This is a genomic window from Burkholderia sp. F1, assembly GCF_050813845.1.
Taxonomy (GTDB): Bacteria; Pseudomonadota; Gammaproteobacteria; order Burkholderiales; family Burkholderiaceae; genus Burkholderia; species Burkholderia ubonensis.
In genome coordinates this window covers 3,024,913-3,041,863 of the sequence record NZ_CP172421.1, presented here as the reverse complement: position 1 = coordinate 3,041,863, position 16,951 = coordinate 3,024,913, and the positions used below count along the sequence as shown (strand labels likewise).

The 16,951-nt window shown below is 70.9% G+C and carries 15 protein-coding genes; 11 read left to right on the top strand and 4 right to left on the bottom strand.

Annotated features, from left to right (window positions below; translation table 11 throughout):
- Positions 1-17: 17 nt before the first annotated feature.
- The 11 genes from kdpB (at position 18) to ACFIMZ_RS14250 (ending at position 12,623) form a co-directional block, all read left to right on the top strand.
- Entirely contained in the window at positions 18-2,129 is a 2,112-nt protein-coding gene (kdpB, locus tag ACFIMZ_RS14300) for a potassium-transporting ATPase subunit KdpB (protein ID WP_431820077.1), read from the top strand.
- Positions 2,130-2,141: 12 nt separating this feature from the next.
- The gene (gene kdpC, locus ACFIMZ_RS14295) at positions 2,142-2,714 is read left to right on the top strand and encodes a potassium-transporting ATPase subunit KdpC (protein WP_431820076.1); all 573 of its coding nucleotides are present in this window, start codon (positions 2,142-2,144) and stop codon (positions 2,712-2,714) included.
- A 148-nt stretch (positions 2,715-2,862) separates the two neighbouring features.
- Entirely contained in the window at positions 2,863-5,718 is a 2,856-nt protein-coding gene (locus ACFIMZ_RS14290) for a DUF4118 domain-containing protein (RefSeq protein ID WP_431820075.1), read from the top strand.
- Positions 5,711-6,409 (top strand): two-component system response regulator KdpE, encoded by a 699-nt coding sequence (gene kdpE, locus ACFIMZ_RS14285; protein WP_059613032.1) that lies wholly within the window; start codon positions 5,711-5,713, stop codon positions 6,407-6,409. Before ACFIMZ_RS14290 ends, kdpE begins: the two co-directional genes overlap by 8 nt.
- Positions 6,410-6,535: 126 nt before the next feature.
- On the top strand, positions 6,536-6,823 hold the full coding sequence (locus ACFIMZ_RS14280; protein WP_431820074.1) for a putative hemolysin: 288 nt from the start codon (positions 6,536-6,538) through the stop codon (positions 6,821-6,823).
- Positions 6,824-6,947: 124 nt separating this feature from the next.
- Complete coding sequence (gene sugE, locus ACFIMZ_RS14275; RefSeq protein ID WP_431820073.1) at positions 6,948-7,268, top strand: quaternary ammonium compound efflux SMR transporter SugE; 321 nt, start codon at positions 6,948-6,950, stop codon at positions 7,266-7,268.
- Between the two features lie 187 nt (positions 7,269-7,455).
- Positions 7,456-8,070: a DUF4126 domain-containing protein gene (locus tag ACFIMZ_RS14270; protein ID WP_059618559.1), complete on the top strand. Its 615-nt coding sequence runs from the start codon at positions 7,456-7,458 to the stop codon at positions 8,068-8,070.
- Positions 8,071-8,207: 137 nt separating this feature from the next.
- Positions 8,208-10,712: an ABC transporter permease gene (locus tag ACFIMZ_RS14265; protein WP_431820072.1), complete on the top strand. Its 2,505-nt coding sequence runs from the start codon at positions 8,208-8,210 to the stop codon at positions 10,710-10,712.
- Positions 10,713-10,754: 42 nt separating this feature from the next.
- Positions 10,755-11,165 carry a group II truncated hemoglobin gene (locus tag ACFIMZ_RS14260; protein WP_042585938.1) on the top strand — a complete coding sequence of 137 codons (411 nt, stop codon included), beginning with the start codon at positions 10,755-10,757 and terminating at the stop codon, positions 11,163-11,165.
- 103 nt (positions 11,166-11,268) lie between these two features.
- Positions 11,269-12,000, top strand: a complete 732-nt coding sequence (locus ACFIMZ_RS14255) for an alanyl-tRNA editing protein (protein WP_431820071.1) — start codon at positions 11,269-11,271, stop codon at positions 11,998-12,000.
- A complete protein-coding gene (locus tag ACFIMZ_RS14250; protein ID WP_431820070.1) occupies positions 11,997-12,623 on the top strand; it encodes a DUF924 family protein in 627 nt (208 codons plus the stop codon). Before ACFIMZ_RS14255 ends, ACFIMZ_RS14250 begins: the two co-directional genes overlap by 4 nt.
- Positions 12,624-12,723: 100 nt before the next feature.
- On the opposite strand, the gene ACFIMZ_RS14245 is transcribed toward ACFIMZ_RS14250, so the two are convergent.
- The 4 genes from ACFIMZ_RS14245 to ACFIMZ_RS14230 all read right to left on the bottom strand — a co-directional run bounded on the left by ACFIMZ_RS14245 (position 12,724) and on the right by ACFIMZ_RS14230 (position 16,943).
- Positions 12,724-14,601: an ArnT family glycosyltransferase gene (locus tag ACFIMZ_RS14245; RefSeq protein ID WP_431820069.1), complete on the bottom strand. Its 1,878-nt coding sequence runs from the start codon at positions 14,599-14,601 to the stop codon at positions 12,724-12,726.
- 227 nt (positions 14,602-14,828) lie between these two features.
- Entirely contained in the window at positions 14,829-15,590 is a 762-nt protein-coding gene (locus tag ACFIMZ_RS14240; protein WP_431820068.1) for an SDR family oxidoreductase, read from the bottom strand.
- Between the two features lie 16 nt (positions 15,591-15,606).
- Positions 15,607-16,188 (bottom strand): TIGR00730 family Rossman fold protein, encoded by a 582-nt coding sequence (locus ACFIMZ_RS14235; RefSeq protein ID WP_431820067.1) that lies wholly within the window; start codon positions 16,186-16,188, stop codon positions 15,607-15,609.
- Positions 16,185-16,943 (bottom strand): TetR/AcrR family transcriptional regulator, encoded by a 759-nt coding sequence (locus ACFIMZ_RS14230; protein WP_431820066.1) that lies wholly within the window; start codon positions 16,941-16,943, stop codon positions 16,185-16,187. The genes ACFIMZ_RS14235 and ACFIMZ_RS14230 overlap by 4 nt, the downstream gene beginning before the upstream one ends.
- Positions 16,944-16,951: the final 8 nt, after the last annotated feature.

Sequence of the window (16,951 nt, the reverse complement as noted above, 5' to 3'; positions counted from 1 at the left end):
GCATTCAAGAGATTGCGATGACTCAACATTCCGCAACACGCTCCATGTTCGACCCGGCGCTCTTGCGCCCGGCGATCGTGGACTCGTTCAAGAAACTCACGCCGCGCACGCAGTTCCGCAACCCGGTGATGTTCTGCGTGTACGTCGGCAGCATCCTGACGACGATCCTGTGGATCGCCGCGCTCGTCGGCCAGGCCGAGGCGCCCGCGGGCTTCATCCTCGCGATCGCGCTGTGGCTGTGGTTCACGGTGCTGTTCGCGAACTTCGCGGAGGCGCTCGCCGAAGGCCGCTCGAAGGCGCAGGCCGCGTCGCTGCGCAGCGCGAAGCGCGACGTGACGGCGAAGAAGCTCAACGAGCCGCATCCGAAATCGCCGATCCGCATCACCACCGCGACCGAGCTGCGCAAGGGCGACGTCGTGCTGGTCGAGGCGGGCGATGTGATCCCCGCCGACGGCGAGGTGGTCGACGGCGTCGCGTCGGTCGACGAATCGGCGATCACCGGCGAATCCGCGCCGGTGATCCGCGAGTCGGGCGGCGACTTCTCGTCGGTGACGGGCGGCACGCGCGTGCTGTCCGACTGGATCGTCGTGAAGGTCACCGCGAACCCGGGCGAGGCGTTCCTCGACCGGATGATCGCGATGGTCGAGGGCGCGAAGCGCAAGAAGACGCCGAACGAGATCGCGCTGACGATCCTGCTGGTCGCGCTGACGATCGTGATGCTGCTCGCGACCGCGACGCTGCTGCCGTTCTCGATGTTCTCGGTGGAGGCGATGAAGGCGGGGCACGTCGTGACGATCACCGCGCTGGTCGCGCTGCTCGTGTGCCTGATCCCGACGACGATCGGCGGCCTGCTGTCCGCGATCGGCGTGGCGGGCATGAGCCGGATGATGCAGGCGAACGTGATCGCGACGTCGGGCCGCGCGGTGGAAGCGGCGGGCGACGTCGACGTGCTGCTGCTCGACAAGACCGGCACGATCACGCTCGGCAACCGTCAGGCGTCGGCGTTCGTGCCGGCGCCGGGCGTGACCGAGGAAGCGCTCGCGGATGCCGCGCAGCTGTCGTCGCTCGCCGACGAGACGCCGGAAGGCCGCAGCATCGTCGTGCTCGCGAAGGAGCGCTTCAACATCCGCCAGCGCGACATGGCGCAACTGCACGCGACGTTCATCGGCTTCTCCGCGCAGACGCGGATGAGCGGCGTCGACCTGTCCCCCGAGGGGACGTCCTCCGGGGCGCCGCACCGCGAGATCCGCAAGGGCGCGGCCGACGCGATCCGCCGCTACGTCGAGACGCACGGCAGCCGCTTTCCGGAGGAAGTGCGCCGCGCGGTCGACGACGTCGCGCGCCGCGGCAGCACGCCGCTCGTGGTCGCGGAGCTGCGCGAAGGCGCGGCGCGCGTGCTCGGCGTGATCGAGCTGAAGGACATCGTGAAGGGCGGCATCAAGGAGCGCTTCGCGGAGCTGCGCAAGATGGGCATCAAGACCGTGATGGTGACGGGCGACAACCGGCTGACCGCGGCGGCGATCGCGGCGGAGGCCGGGGTCGACGACTTCCTCGCGGAAGCGACGCCGGAAACCAAGCTCGCGACGATCCGCGAGCACCAGGCGGCGGGCCGCCTCGTCGCGATGACGGGCGACGGCACCAACGACGCGCCGGCGCTCGCGCAGGCGGACGTCGCGGTCGCGATGAACACCGGCACGCAGGCGGCGAAGGAAGCCGGCAACATGGTCGACCTCGACTCGAACCCGACCAAGCTGATCGAGATCGTCGAGATCGGCAAGCAGATGCTGATGACGCGTGGCTCGCTGACGACGTTCTCGATCGCGAACGACATCGCGAAGTATTTCGCGATCATCCCGGCCGCGTTCGTGACGACCTATCCGCAACTGCGCGTGCTCGACATCATGCACCTGACGTCGCCGGCGTCGGCGATCCTGTCGGCGGTGATCTTCAACGCGCTGATCATCGTCGCGCTGATCCCGCTCGCGCTGAAGGGCGTCACGTACCGGCCGCTCGGCGCCGCGTCGCTCCTGCGCCGCAACCTGCTGGTCTACGGCCTCGGCGGCGTGCTGCTGCCGTTCCCGTTCATCAAGCTGATCGACATGACGCTCGCCGCACTCGGCTGGGCCTGAGGGAAATTCACCATGAAAACGTTGATTCGTCCGCTGATCGTGATCTTCGTCGTGCTGACCGCGGTGACGGGGCTCGCCTATCCGGCCGTGATGACCGTGTTCGGCCAGGCCGTGTTCCCGTCGCAGGCGAACGGCAGCCTGATCGAGCAGGACGGCAAGGTGGTCGGCTCCGCGCTGATCGGCCAGCCGTTCGATGCGCCGAAGTACTTCTGGGGCCGCCTGTCGGCGACCACGCCGATGCCGTACAACGCGAGCGGCTCCGGCGGCTCGAACCTCGGTCCGCTGAACCCGTCGCTCGCCGACCAGGTGAAGGCGCGCATCGCCGCGCTGCGCGACGCGGGCACCGACCTGTCGAAGCCGGTGCCGGTCGACCTCGTGACCGCGTCCGCGAGCGGTCTCGATCCGGACATCACGCCGGCTGCAGCCGCGTATCAGGTCGGGCGCGTCGCGAAGGCGCGCAACCTGTCGCCCGACGCGGTCGCGCAGCTGGTCGCCGCGAACACGACCGGGCGCCAGTTCGGCGTGCTCGGCGAGCCGCGCGTGAACGTGCTGAAGCTGAACCTTGCGCTGGACGCCGCGCACTGAGCGCGATGCCCGCCCGGCGTCCGGCGCGGCCCGACCCGCGCCGGACGCGCATTTGCCCGACGGCGCTTGCGCCGTCTTTGCCTTTTATGACGATTTGGATCAACAATGCTCGTACACGCGCGAATCGCGCGTTTCGCTCCTCTGACGCATGAACCGCCCCGATCCCGACCAACTCCTCGACAAGCTGCAGCGTGACGAAGAAAAGCAGCGGCGCGGCCAGCTCAAGATCTTCTTCGGCGCCTCCGCCGGCGTCGGCAAGACCTACGCGATGCTGCAGGCCGCGCGCCAGCGCAAGCAGGAAGGCGTCGACGTCGTCGTCGGCATCGTCGAGACCCACGGCCGCAGCGAAACCGCCGCGCTGCTCGACGGCCTCGACGTGCTGCCGCTCGCGCAGCTCGACTACCGCGGCCGCACGCTCGCCGAATTCGATCTCGACGCCGCGCTCGCGCGCAAGCCCGAACTGATCCTCGTCGACGAGCTCGCCCATTCGAACGTGCAGGGCGCGCGCCACCTGAAACGCTGGCAGGACGTCTACGAACTGCTCGACGCGGGCATCGACGTCTACACGACCGTCAACGTCCAGCATCTCGAGAGCCTGAACGACGTGGTCGGCGCGATCACCGGCATTCGCGTGTGGGAGACCGTGCCCGACCGCGTGTTCGACGCGGCCGACGAGGTGACGCTCGTCGACCTGCCCGCCGAGGAGCTGCTCGAGCGGATGCGCGACGGCAAGGTCTATCTCGCGCAGCAGGCCGAGCGCGCGGTGCGCAACTTCTTCCGCAAGGGCAACCTGATCGCGCTGCGCGAGCTGGCGCTGCGGCGCACGGCCGACCGCGTCGACGCGCAGATGCGCGAGTACCGCGCCGACCGTTCGATCCAGCGCATCTGGCAGGCGCGCGAGCGGCTCCTGGTGTGCGTCGGGCCCGGGCCCGAGGCGCCGACGCTGGTGCGCGCGGCCGCGCGGCTCGCCGCGAGCCTGAAGGCCGACTGGATCGCCGTCTACGTCGAGACGCCGCGGCTGCAGCGCCTGCCCGACGCGCAGCGCGAGCGCACGCTGAACGCGCTGAAGCTTGCCGCCGAGCTGGGCGCGGAGACGGCCACGCTCGCCGGCGGCGACGCGGTCGCCGCGCTGATCGGCTATGCGAAGGTGCGCAACGTGTCGAAGGTCGTCGCGGGCGGCTCGCGCAAGACCGGGCTCGCGCGCTGGTTCGCGCGGCCGTTCGGCGAGAAGCTCGCGGAACGCGCGGGCGACGTCGACCTGATGCTGATCCGCGCGTCCGCGAGCGACGAGGTGCGCGCAGCCCCCCTCGACGCGCGCGCGCGCGACTGGCGCGACGCGTTCGCGCGCCTCGGCGGCCACCGTTCGCCGCCGCGGCACTACGCGTATGCGGCCGCGATCTGCGCGGCGATCACGATGGTCGCGACCGCCGTGTCCGAGCGGCTCGACCTGACCAACCTCGTGATGCTGTACCTGCTGGGCGTCGTGTTCTCGGCGGTGCGCCTCGGGCGCGGGCCGGGGGTGCTGCAGTCGTTCCTGTCGGTGGCCGCGTTCGACTTCTTCTTCGTGCCGCCGCGCATGTCGTTCTCGGTCAGCGACACGCAGTACCTGCTGACGTTCTTCGGGATGCTGCTGACGTCGCTCGTGATCAGCCACCTGACGTCGACGCTGACCCGCGAGGCGACCATCGCGCAGCGGCGCGAGCGCCGCACGGGCGCGATGTATGCGATGGCGCGCGAGCTGGCGGCGGCGCTGACGACCGAGCAGATCGTCGAGATCGGCAGCCGGCACGTGAGCGAGGTGTTCCGCGCGCGCGTCGCGATCCTGCTGCCGGACAGCGCCGACAAGGTGCAGCAGAAGATCGAGGAGCCGGACGCGGCCGTCACGCTGACGGGCCCCGACCTCGACAACGACGTCGGCCAGTGGGTGTACGACCAGCAGAAGCCGGCCGGCCACGGCACCGACACGCTGCCGGCGACGGCCGCGCTCTACCTGCCGCTGAAGGCGCCGATGCGCACGCGCGGCGTGCTCGCGGTCGTGTCGACGGACCCGCGCGAGCTCGAGGAGCCGGAGCAGCAGCGGATGCTCGATGCCTTCGCCGCGCAGATCGCGCTCGCCGTCGAGCGCGTGCATTACGTCGAGATCGCGCGCGACGCGCTCGTCAGCATGGAGTCGGAGCGGCTGCGCAATTCGCTCCTGTCGGCGATCTCGCACGACCTGCGCACGCCGCTCACGACGATCGTCGGCTTCTCGTCGATGCTCGCGAACGCGCGCGCGGCCGCGCCGCGCGGCGACGCGACGGCTGCGCCGCGGCACGGGCCGCGCGAGGACGAGCTCGTCGAGGCGATCCACGACGAGGCGCTGCGGATGACGGGCATCGTCACGAACCTGCTCGACATGGCGCGGCTGCAGGCCGGCAGCCTGCAGCTGAAGCGCCAGTGGTCGCTGCTCGAGGAGACCGTCGGCGCGGCGCTCGCCGCGTGCCGGCGCGTGCTCGCGCGGCATCCGGCGCGCGTCGCGCTGCCGGCCGACCTGCCGCTCCTGCAGATGGACGCGGTGCTGATGGAGCGACTCTTCACCAACCTGTTCGAGAACGCCGCGAAATACACGCCGCCAGACACGCCGCTCGAGATCGGCGCCCAGCGCGTGACCGAGGACGGCCTGCCGTTCGTGCGCGTGCATGTCGACGATCACGGCCCGGGCCTGCCGCCGGGCATGGAAACGCGGATCTTCGACAAGTTCACGCGCGGCGAGAAGGAATCGGCGACGCCCGGCATCGGCCTCGGGCTCGCGATCTGCCGCGCGATCGTCGAGGCGCATGGCGGTAGAATCGGTGCGCTCAACCGCACCGCGCCCGACGGCCGCGTGACGGGCGCGCGCTTCTGGTTCACGCTGCCGGTCGACACGCCGCCGGCGGCGCCCGCCGTGCCCGACGACGAAGCCGAAGCGCTGCGCGCGCTGCCGTTCGCGCCGTCATCATCCGAACCCTCGCAAGACCATGAGTGAACCGAGCCTGACCGTCGTCCTGATCGAGGACGAAAAACAGATCCGCCGCTTCGTGCGCGCCGCGCTCGAGGAGGAGGACATCGCCGTGTTCGAGGCCGAGACCGGCAAGCAGGGGCTGATCGACGCGGCGACCCGCAAGCCCGATCTCGTGATCGTCGATCTCGGCCTGCCGGACACCGACGGCCTCGACGTGATCCGCGAGCTGCGCGGCTGGTCCGAGGTGCCGGTCATCGTGCTGTCCGCGCGCACGCAGGAGGAGGAGAAGGTCGCCGCGCTCGACGCCGGCGCCGACGACTACCTGACCAAGCCGTTCGGCGTGTCCGAGCTGCGCGCGCGGATTCGCGCGCAGCTGCGGCGGCGCAACCAGGGCGGCGCGAACGAGTCGCCGAAGGTGAGCTTCGGCGCGGTGAGCGTCGATCTCGCGATGCGGCAGGTCTGGCGCGACGGCGAGATCGTGCACCTGACGCCGCTCGAATACCGGCTGCTCGCGACGCTCGTGCGCCACGCGGGCCGCGTGCTGACGCACCGCCAGCTGCTGCGCGACGTGTGGGGGCCGTCGCATGTCGAAAGCCATCACTACCTGCGCATCTACATGGCGCACCTGCGCCAGAAGCTCGAGCGCGACCCGGCGCAACCCGAATACATCGTCACCGAGACGGGCGTCGGCTACCGGCTGGTCGGCGCGGCCTGAGCGCCGCGCCGGGTTGCCGCACCCGGGCGCCGGCGTGCGGTTCGTGTGAACCGGCCCCGAAGTCGCCCACCGGCCGCCGATTCCCCGTTATGCTGGCCGTTCCGCAAACCGAACGAGGAGCATGCGATGACCGTCCGTCTGGCTTTCTCCTGTGTGCTGGCCCTCGCCGCGTCCGGCGCAGGCGCGCAACCGCTGCCGCCCGGGCAGCCGTCGTCGCCCGCGCCGAAGACCGCGCTGGCCAATCCGGCGTCGGTGAACTGCGTGAAGCTCGGCGGGCGCCACGCGATCCGCAGCACGCCGGGCGGCGAGGTCGGCATGTGCGTGTTCAAGGACGGCCGCGTGTGCGAGGAATGGGCGCTGTACCGCGACGATCGCTGCGTCGGCGCCGGCGCGCCGAAACGCGTGTCGAAGTGAGAGCACTGCGCGCCGCGGCGTCGCATCCGCCAGCCGCTTGCTATACTCGGCGCCGCCCGGGGACGACCCCGGGCCGTTCGATTCAACGGGGACGACCCCATCCGATCCATGGAGTCGCGTCGAGATGGCGTGGGTATTGTTGTTGATCGCCGGTTTGCTGGAAGTGGCCTGGGCGGCCGGCATGAAGTCGTCGGAAGGGTTCACCCGGCTCGGGCCGTCGGTGTTTACGATCATCACCGCGCTGGCCAGCTTCGGCCTGCTCGCGGTCGCGATGCGCCAGCTGCCGCTCGGCACCGCGTACGCGGTGTGGACCGGCATCGGCGCGGTCGGCGCGTTCGTGTTCGGCATCGTGATGATGGGCGAGGCGCTGACCGTCGCGCGCATCGCGAGCGCGTCGCTGATCGTCGCCGGGTTGATCGGCCTCAAGCTGTCGTCGGCCGCCTGAGGTTTTTCCTCATGGGGATTTGCGCCGGACGCGCGGCGAGCCTGTCTATAATGGAACGCATTCGAGCCTGATTGCCGTTCCGTCGCGCGCCGGGCGCGACACGGCATGCCGCCGGCGCCACGCGCCGCGCGGCCGGCCACATCCAGAATCGATCGGCGACGCGCACGTCACGCGCAAGGAGAGGGCCATGATCGAAGCCATTTCGCTCGGCGCGGGGCTGGCGTGGGCGAGCGGCCTGCGCCTGTACCTGACGGTGCTGATCGCGGGCGTGCTTGCGCGCGCCGGCTGGCTCCACTTGCCCGATACGCTTGCCGTCCTCACGTCGCCGTGGGTGATCGGCGCCGCCGCGCTGCTCGCGATCACCGAATTCCTTGCCGACAAGATTCCCGCGTTCGATTCGCTGTGGGACGCGGTGCATACGTTCATCCGCATTCCGGCCGGCGCCGTGCTCGCGGCCGGCGCGCTCGGCCATGCCGACCCGACCGTGCTCGCGGTCGCCGGGCTCGCGGGCGGCTCGCTCGCCGGCGCCGCGCACATCACGAAGGCCGGCACGCGCGCGCTGATCAACCTGTCCCCCGAGCCGATCTCGAACTGGATCGCGTCGTCGACCGAGGACGGCCTCGTGTTCGGCGGGCTCGCACTCGCATTCTTCGTGCCGCTGCTGTTCCTCGTGCTGCTCGCGGCCTTCATCGCGTGCTCGGCGTGGGCGCTGCCGCGCCTGTGGCGCGGCGTGTCGGGCGGCTTCCGGGGCATGGCGAACCACATGGTGTCGCGGCTCAACTCGGTCGGGAAGCGCGATTGAAGGGGCGGCCATCCGCGGGGCGGCCATCCGCGGGGCGGCCATCCGCCGAGCGGCCAGCCGAGCGGCGCGGTGACGCGACCGGGGCGGCGCATGCCGGGCGATTCGGCCGGCGCGACCTGATCCGGCAGGCCATGCGGATGACCGGGCGCGACTGGCGCGCGGGCGAGCTGACGCTGCTCGTGGTCGCGCTGGTGCTGGCGGTCGCCGCGCTGACGAGCGTCGGCTTCCTCGCCGACCGGCTGCGCCAGGGGCTCGAGCGCGATGCGCGCCAGATGCTCGGCGCCGATTTCGTCGTGCGCGGCGATCGTCCGGTCGATCCTTCGTTCGACCGGCAGGCCCGGGCGCTCGGGCTGCGCACCGCGACCACGGCCATTTTCCCCAGCATGATCGGCTCGACCGTCGGCGAAGCGACCGGCGATGCGCCGCCCGCGCGGCTCGCGGCCGTGAAGGCGGTGTCGCCGGACTACCCGCTGCGCGGCGCGGTCGAGATCGCGCCGGCCGGGGGCGCGCCCACGCACAAGGCGGCCGCGATTCCCGCGCCCGGCACGGTCTGGGCCGATCCCGCGCTGCTCGACGCGCTGCACCTCAAGGCCGGCGACACCGTGCGCGTCGGGCTGCGCACGTTCACGGTCGCGGCGTCGATCGTCCGCGAGCTCGATCGCGGCTTCTCGTTCGTCAATTTCTCGCCGCGGCTGATGATGCGCGCCGACGAGCTGGCCGCGACCGGGCTCACCGGCTACGGCAGCCGCGTCACCTATCGCCTGCTGGTGGCGGGCGACGACGACGCGGTCGCGCGGTTCGAGGCGTATGCGCACATGCGCGTCGATGGCGGCAAGCTGCGCGGCGTCGGCCTCGAATCGCTGCAGGAAGGGCAGCCGCAGGTGCGCCAGACGCTCGACCGTGCCCGCCATTTCCTGACGCTCGTCGCGCTCCTGACCGCGCTGCTCGCGGCGGTCGCGATCGCGATGGCCGCGCAGCGCTACATGCGGCGCCATCTCGACGGCTGCGCGACGATGCGCTGCCTCGGCGTCAGCCGCCGCACGCTCGGCGCGCTGTTCGCGCTCGAATTCCTCGGCATCGGCATGGTCGGCGGCGTGGCGGGCGCGGTGCTCGGCTACGGCGGCCACTGGGTGCTGCTCGCGGCGCTCGGCAGCCTGATCGACGTCGTGCTGCCGCCGCCGACGCTGTGGCCGGCCGCCATCGGCATCGGCGCGGCGCTGGTGCTGCTGCTCGGCTTCGCGCTGCCGCCGCTCGCGCCGCTCACGCGCGTGCCGCCGGTGCGCGTGTTGCGGCGCGAATGGGGCGACGCGGCGCGCACCGCGTGGGCGGCGTATGCAGTCGGCATCGTGCTGTTCGCCGGGTTGCTGATCGCCGCCGCGGGCAGCCTGAAGCTCGGGCTGATCGTTGCGGGCGGCTTTGCCGGCGCGCTGGTCGGTTTCGCGCTGATCGCGAGGCTCGCGCTGTTCGCGGCCGCGCGCGCGGTGCGCAACGGACGCGTCGCGGCGGGCCTCGGCTGGCGCTACGCGCTCGCGTCGCTGCACCGGCGCGGCACCGCGAGTTCGCTGCAGATCACCGCGCTCGCGCTCGGCCTGATGTGCCTGCTGCTGATCGCGATCACGCGCAACGATCTGGTCGCCGGCTGGCGGCAGTCGACCCCGCCCGACGCGCCGAACCAGTTCCTGATCGATATCCAGCCGGACCAGCGCGCCGACGTCGCCGCGTATCTCGCCGCGCACGGCGTGCGCGATGCGGCGCCCGCGCCGATGGTGCGCGGCCGTCTCGTCGCGATCAACGGCAAGCCGGTGAATCCGGACGCCTACCAGAACGACGACGCGCGCCGGCTCGTCGACCGCGAGTTCAACCTGTCGTATACGACCGAGCTGCCGCCCGACAACCGGATCACGGCCGGCGACTGGTTCGGCACGGCGACGGCGCCGCAGATCTCGATCGAATCCGGCCTCGCGCAGATGCTGAACGTGAAGCCCGGCGACGTGCTGCGCTTCGACGTGACGGGCCTGTCGGTCGAGGCGCCGGTCACGAGCGTGCGCAAGCTCGACTGGGGCACGTTCCGCGTCAACTTCTTCGTGCTGATGCCGCCCGCGACGCTCAAGGATTATCCGGCGATCTACCTGACGAGCTTCCACCTGCCGGCCGCGCGCGCGTCGCTGCTCGATCCGCTGATCGCGCGCTACCCGAACCTGACCGCGATCGACGTCGCGCCGATCCTCGCGCAGCTGCAGCGCATGATGGTGCAGGTGATCGGCGCGGTGCAGTTCCTGTTCGTGTTCACGCTCGCGGCCGGCGTGCTGGTGCTCTATACGGCGCTGGCCGGCTCGCGCGACGAGCGGGTGAGGGAGGCGGCGCTGTTGCGCGCGCTCGGCGCGTCGCGTGCGCAGGTGGGCGCGGTGCAGCGCGCCGAATTCATCGTCGTCGGCGCGCTGGCCGGCGCGCTGGCGGCGGCGGGCGCGCTCGGCGTCGGCTGGGTGCTCGCGGCGCGCGTGTTCGATTTCCGGCTCGCGGTCGATCCGTGGCTCGTGCCGGCCGGCATCGCGGCCGGCGTCGGGTGCGCGGGTGCAGCCGGCTGGCTGAGCCTGCATAATGTGCTGCGGCGCCCCGCGCTGCAGTCGCTGCGCGACGCGTGAGCGTCGTGGCGGCCCCGAAGACCTGATTTCCGATTGATTCGTATGACCGATGTGAATGACGACGCGCCGTCGCAACCGACGGCGTTCGAGCTCGTGGGCGGCGAAGGCCGCGTGCGCGAGATGGTGGACCGCTTCTACGACCTGATGGACCTCGAGCCGGAATTCGCGCAGATCCGCGCGCTGCATCCGGCGTCGCTCGACGGTTCCCGCGACAGGCTGTTCTGGTTCCTGTGCGGCTGGCTCGGCGGGCCCGATCACTACATCAGCCGCTTTGGCCACCCGCGCCTGCGCGCGCGGCACCTGCCGTTCCCGATCGCGTCGGTCGAGCGCGACCAGTGGCTGCGCTGCATGGCCTGGGCGATGGAGGACGTCGGTCTGCCCGAGCCGTTGCGCGAGCGGCTGATGCACTCGTTCTACGACACCGCCGACTGGATGCGCAACCGGCCCGGTTGATCGGCCGGTACGCCGCCGCCCGGCTGCCGTCCGGAGTGCGTCTGGGCGGCGCCGCCGCCGCGCGCGACACTGGTCGTTCCCCATTCACGACGAGACCTGCCAGATGACGACCCATGCCTTGTTTCGGGAAGACGCGTACCTGACGCGCTGCGACGCGGTCGTCACGGCGGTCGGCGAAGACGGCATCCAGCTCGACCGCACGGTGTTCTATCCGCTGGGCGGCGGCCAGGCGGGCGACTGCGGCATGCTGATGCTGCCGGACGGCGCATCGATCGCGATCGCCGACACGCGCAAGGCGAAATTCGACGGCGCGACGCCCGATGACGCCGCGCACGTGCCGGCGCCGGGGCAGGAGGCGGGCATCGCGGCGCTCGCGCCCGGCGCGCGCGTGGTCGCCGAAATCGACTGGGCGCGCCGCTACCGGCACATGCGGCTGCACACGGCCGCGCACCTGATGTGTGCGGTACTGCCGTATCCGGTTGACGGCTGCAGCGTGACGGCCGATTACGTACGGCTCGACTTCGCGACGGCCGAGCCGATCGATCGCGACGACGTCGAGCGGCGGCTGGCCGAACTGATCGGCGGCGCGCATCCGGTCACGACCGAATGGATCACCGATGACGAGATGGCCGCGCGGCCCGAGCTCGTGCGCACGATGAGCGTGAAGCCGCCGATGGGCCTCGGCCGCGTGCGGCTGCTGCGGATCGACGGCGTCGACCTGCAGCCGTGCGGCGGCACGCACGTGCGCAACACGTCGGAAATCGGCGGCCTGCGGGTCGCGAAACTCGAAAAGAAGAGCGCGCGCACGCGGCGCGTCGTCCTGGAGCTTGCATGACGGTGAATGACACGAACAGCACGCACGACAACGATGCGGCGCTCGATCCGCGCGCCCGCGACGTGCTGGATTTCTGGTTCGGCGCGCCCGACTCGGCGGAATTCGGCCACAAGCGCAAGATCTGGTTCAACGGCGGCGCGGCGCTCGATGTCGCGCTGCGCGAGCGCTACGGCGCGCTGCTCGACGCGGCGTGCGACGGCGCCTGCGACCACTGGGCCGCGTCGCCGCTCGGCGCGCTCGCGCTGATCGTCGTGCTCGACCAGTTCTCGCGCAACGTTCATCGCGGCACGCCGCGCGCGTTCGCCGCGGACCCGAAGGCGCTCGCGTGCGCGCGCCGGCTCGTCGCCGCGGGCTGGGACGCCCGGCTGCCGAGCGGCCATCACCGAGCGTTTGCGTATCTGCCGTTCGAGCACGACGAGTCGCCGGACAGCCAGCGCGAGGCCGTGCGGCTGTGCGAGGGGATCCGGGAGGAGGCGGGGTGCGCCGGGTATCACGATTTCGCGCTGCGGCATGCGGACGTGATCGCGCGCTTCGGCCGGTTCCCGCACCGGAACGCGATTCTCGGGCGCGCGTCGACCGCAGAGGAGGCCGCGTTCCTGCGCGAGCCGGGGTCGTCGTTCTGAGTGGTGAGTGGTGAGCGGCGAGCGGCGGGCCGCCGGGCCCGCTCGATGCAACGCGGCGCAGGGCGTGCCGGTTGAAGGCGCGATGCGCCTTCAACCATCGTCATTGCGGGTGCTGCTCCGGCGTGCGCACGTAGACGCGCAGCATCTCGTTGTCGTCGCCCGGCCGGGCGCCCGTCCAGAACAGCTTCCATTCGGTGCCCGGCGACGGATCGACTGCGCGCACGCCCTGGACGATCATCCACGTGCAGCGCGCCGCCGCCGGGTTGGAGACGGGCTGGTGCAGGATGCCGGAGAAGTAGTAGAGCATCGGCGCTTCCGACTCGCCGAGCCCGTTCAGGCTTGCCATGCAGTCGCCTTCGTTCCATTCGAGCGCGAGGTGCGCGTTCAGGTCTTCGTACACCGAACGGTAGCTTTTTGCGACATCGAGCCACGGCAGCAGCAGCGTGTAGACGAGGCCCCACGCGACGATCGCGCCCGACGCCCACGATAGTGCGCCGCGCCAGCGGCCCGTCGTGCGCAGCGTCGGCAGCAGCCAGAGCCAGCCGACCGTCAGCGCGAGCGCGCCGAGCACGAGGCCCGGTTCGATCGGCATCGTCCAGTCGAGCGGCAGCCAGCGGCCGAGCGGCGCGAGGCGTTCGTGCGATGCGGCCGGATCGGCCATCACCGACCAGATCGTCCACGCGAGCACCGCGATGCTGCCGAACAGCGCGCGGCTCAGGTAATCCCACGCGACGTGCAGCTTCTGCGGCAGGCGGTCGATCGCCTGCGCGGCGACCAGCGCGAGCGGTGCGAAGAACGGCAGGATGTAGAGCTGGCGCGACGTTGCGGACATCTCCAGCACTGCCAGCCCGACGCTGGCGAACACGACCGGCAGCGCGATGCGCGGCGCGCGCCAGTCGCGCCATGCGCCGCGGGCGAGCGCGACGATCGCGAGCGGCGTGACCGGGATGCCGACGGTCAGGAACGCGCGCAGGATGAACAACGGCTTGTCGTTTTCCGCGCCGAGCTGCGGCACGGAGAAACCGAAGAAGCGGCCGACGTTGTTGTCCCAGAACCAGTTGAGGAAGAGCGTCTCGGAGCGCAGGAACAGCGCGGTTGGCCAGATGATCGCGAACGGCGCGAACGCCAGCGCGGCGATGCCGAGCGCGCGCGCGAACGCGCGGGTGCGGCATTCGGGATAGAGCGCCAGCACGGCGGTCAGCGTGGCCCCGAACACCAGCGGCACGAACAGTCCCTTCGCCATCAGCGCGACGCCGACGCCCGCGCCGAACATCGGGGCGGCCCAGCGGTTCTCGGGTCCGACCGGCAAGCCGAGCTGCGCGTGCCGCGCGCGGGCGAGGTGCTGCATCACGAGTTCGAGCAGGCCGCAAAACGCGATTGCCGTGCCGGCGAACAGCGCGACGTCCGTCATCATGTCATGCACGTGCTTGATGACGACGAGGCTGCTCGCGCACAGCGCGACGGGCCCGATCACCTTCAGGTCGAACCAGCCGGCCGCGCCGCTCGCGACGCGCGCCGCGCGCGCGGTGAAGCCGAACGCAAGCGCCGCGAACAGCGCGCTCGCGAGCCGCGCAGCGTCGTGCAGCGGCAGCACGCGCTGCAGCAGCCATGCGAGGCTCGTCGCGACCCAGGCGTAGAGCGGCGGCTTTTCCATGAACGGCGCGCCGGCATTGGTCGGCACGACGAGGTCGCCGGTCTCGAGCATGTGCTGGATGATGCCGAACGTGTAGGTTTCGTCCTGCTTCCACGGATCGTGGCCGAGCACGCCGGGCAGCATGTACGCGCAGAACACGGCGGCGACCAGCAGCCACGCGCGCCAGCCGACCCGTGCGACGTGGCTGCGCGCGGGCGCCGTCGTGGCGGACGCGCGGCCGACGTGGACGGACCCGGAGAGGTCGGTTTCGGCGGATGAGCGGACGTGCTGGGCCGAGGCAGGCACGGACGTGCGCCGCCGGCTGGGTGCTGCGGATCCCTGCATGGAGCAATCTCTGGTCGAGCCGCCTGGCTGCATGGGCCCGGGGCAATAGGCGCCGCGCGCCGGCGGCAACGGACAGGCGGCGGCGCCGGCTGTCGAAGTGCGTGCTAGTAGACCACGAAATTGTTACGGATGTTTACACAATCTGTTGCGGATTTGTGGAGATTTGTAGCGATGTAGGGCAGGCAAAGGGAAGGGATGGGGTGCGACATTTTGTCGCGACGGCGGGGTTATCGGCCGCCGCCGACGTCGAGGAGGGCGCCGGTCGTATACGACGCGGCATCGCCGAGCAGCCAGACGATCGCCTCGGCGACCTCCTGCGCTTCGCCCGCGCGGCCGAGCGGCGTCTGCGCGCCGAGGCGGCCGGCGCGGTCCGGCTGGCCGCCGCTCGCATGGATCTCGGTTTCGATCAGGCCCGGCCGCACGGCGTTCACGCGCACGCCGTGCGGGCCGAGTTCCTTCGCGAGGCCGATCGTCAGCGAATCGACCGCGCCTTTCGATCCCGCATAGTCGACATATTCGTTCGGCGAGCCGAGCCGCGCCGCGATCGACGACACGTTGACGATCGCGCCGCCGCGTCCGCCGCGATCGGTCGACAGCCGGCGCGCGGCCTCGCGCGCGCACAGATACGCGCCGAGCACGTTGGTGTCGAACACCCGCGTCAGCCGTTCGACCGGCATGTCGGCGAGCGGCAGCGACGGCGCGACGATGCCGGCGTTGTTGACGAGCGCGTCGAGCCGGCCGAGCGTCGCGACGACGGTGTCGAACATCGCGACGACGTCCGCTTCGCTCGACACGTCGCCGGCCACGACGCACGCGCGGCCGCCAGCATCGCGCACGGCGACGGCGGTCGCGTCGGCCGCCGCCGCGTCGCGCGCGTAGTTGATGCCGACGTCCCAGCCGCGTGCTGCCGCGAGCACGGCGCATGCGCGGCCGATGCCGCGGCTCGCGCCGGTGATCAGGACGACTTTGCGTTCGGACGGTTCGGTCATCGCGCGCGGCTCCGCGTCATTCGGTTTCGTCGGGCGCCCACTTGTCGCGCGTGGGCGGCTGGTAGCGGCGCAGCTGCCCGATCAGCGCGGCCGGGTCGGCGTCGATGCACAGCGCGTCGAAATAGGCGGGCCGCATGAAGCCTTCGTCGACCGTATGCCGGAGCAGCGCGATCAGCGGATCGTAGAACGCGTCGATGTTGTAGAGCGCGACGGGCTTGCGGTGATAGCCGAGCTGCGCCCACGTGTAGACCTCGAAGAATTCCTCGAGGGTGCCGGCGCCGCCGGGCATCGCGACGAACCCGTCGGCGAGGTCGGCCATCAACTTCTTGCGGTGATGCATGTCCGGCACCACGTGCAGCTCGGACAGGCCGGTGTGGCCGACTTCCTTGTCGACGAGCAGCTCGGGGATCACGCCGACCGCGCGGCCGCCGGCTGCCATCACTTCGTCGGCGATCGTGCCCATCAGCCCGACGCGGCCGCCGCCGTAGACGAGCGTGAGGCCGGCATCGACGAGCGCGCGGCCGAACGCGCGCGCGGCTTCCGCATAGACGGGCCGCGCGCCGGGCGACGACCCGCAGTACACGCATACGGCCTTCATTGCTTCGCGTCCTTGGCGAGGGCCGGCCTGCCGGGGGCCGGCGCACTGGCGGCGCGCGGCGAACCGTCGCGCGGCGGCAGGTAGTCGGCGAATTCGCGCTTGGGCAGCTTGCCTGAAACGAGATCGTCGAACAGCTGCCGCGAGCGGCCGCGCAGGTACGGCGCCATCACGGAAATCACGTGCATGCTGACCTGGTGCAGCTCCTCGCGGATCGCATCCTGGTCGTTGTACTTGCGCGGGTGCATCACGTACTGATACGACAGCCAGTAGGTCGAGATCACGGCCATGTTGGTCGCGATGACCGCGATCTCGGCGGGCGTCGCGACCATCTCGGCATCCGACACGAGCAGCTCGCACATCTCGCGCGCGAAGCGCACCTTGTGGCTGATGATCTGCTTGAAGTGCGTTTCCAGCGTGCGATTGCGTGCGAGCAGGTCGTTGAGGTCGCGATACAGGAAACGGTAGGTCCACATGAAGTCGGCCATGTACTGCAGGTACGACCATGTTTCGTCGATCGTCGGACGGTGATCTTCGGGGAAGCGCAGGCGCTTTTCGATCGCCTGCTCGAACTGCGCGAAGATGCTGTTGATGATGTCGTCCTTGTTGCGGAAATGGTAGTAGAGGTTGCCTGGGCTGATTTCCATTTCCTCGGCGATCGTCGTGGTGGTGACGTTCGGTTCGCCGATCTCGTTGAAGAGTTTCAACGACAGCTCGAGAATCCGTTCGCGGGTGCGGCGGGGAGGTTTCGCTTCCATGTCGTCCG

Coding starts and splice junctions, on each gene's coding strand:
- ACFIMZ_RS14230 (WP_431820066.1), bottom strand. CDS start 16,943: ATGGAAGCGAAACCTCCCCGCCGCACCCGCGAACGGATTCTCGAGCTG.
- ACFIMZ_RS14280 (WP_431820074.1), top strand. CDS start 6,536: ATGACCGTCCGTCTGGCTTTCTCCTGTGTGCTGGCCCTCGCCGCGTCC.
- ACFIMZ_RS14235 (WP_431820067.1), bottom strand. CDS start 16,188: ATGAAGGCCGTATGCGTGTACTGCGGGTCGTCGCCCGGCGCGCGGCCC.
- kdpC (WP_431820076.1), top strand. CDS start 2,142: ATGAAAACGTTGATTCGTCCGCTGATCGTGATCTTCGTCGTGCTGACC.
- ACFIMZ_RS14255 (WP_431820071.1), top strand. CDS start 11,269: ATGACGACCCATGCCTTGTTTCGGGAAGACGCGTACCTGACGCGCTGC.
- ACFIMZ_RS14240 (WP_431820068.1), bottom strand. CDS start 15,590: ATGACCGAACCGTCCGAACGCAAAGTCGTCCTGATCACCGGCGCGAGC.
- sugE (WP_431820073.1), top strand. CDS start 6,948: ATGGCGTGGGTATTGTTGTTGATCGCCGGTTTGCTGGAAGTGGCCTGG.
- kdpB (WP_431820077.1), top strand. CDS start 18: ATGACTCAACATTCCGCAACACGCTCCATGTTCGACCCGGCGCTCTTG.
- ACFIMZ_RS14265 (WP_431820072.1), top strand. CDS start 8,208: ATGACCGGGCGCGACTGGCGCGCGGGCGAGCTGACGCTGCTCGTGGTC.
- ACFIMZ_RS14245 (WP_431820069.1), bottom strand. CDS start 14,601: ATGCAGGGATCCGCAGCACCCAGCCGGCGGCGCACGTCCGTGCCTGCC.
- ACFIMZ_RS14290 (WP_431820075.1), top strand. CDS start 2,863: ATGAACCGCCCCGATCCCGACCAACTCCTCGACAAGCTGCAGCGTGAC.
- ACFIMZ_RS14250 (WP_431820070.1), top strand. CDS start 11,997: ATGACGGTGAATGACACGAACAGCACGCACGACAACGATGCGGCGCTC.
- ACFIMZ_RS14270 (WP_059618559.1), top strand. CDS start 7,456: ATGATCGAAGCCATTTCGCTCGGCGCGGGGCTGGCGTGGGCGAGCGGC.
- kdpE (WP_059613032.1), top strand. CDS start 5,711: ATGAGTGAACCGAGCCTGACCGTCGTCCTGATCGAGGACGAAAAACAG.
- ACFIMZ_RS14260 (WP_042585938.1), top strand. CDS start 10,755: ATGACCGATGTGAATGACGACGCGCCGTCGCAACCGACGGCGTTCGAG.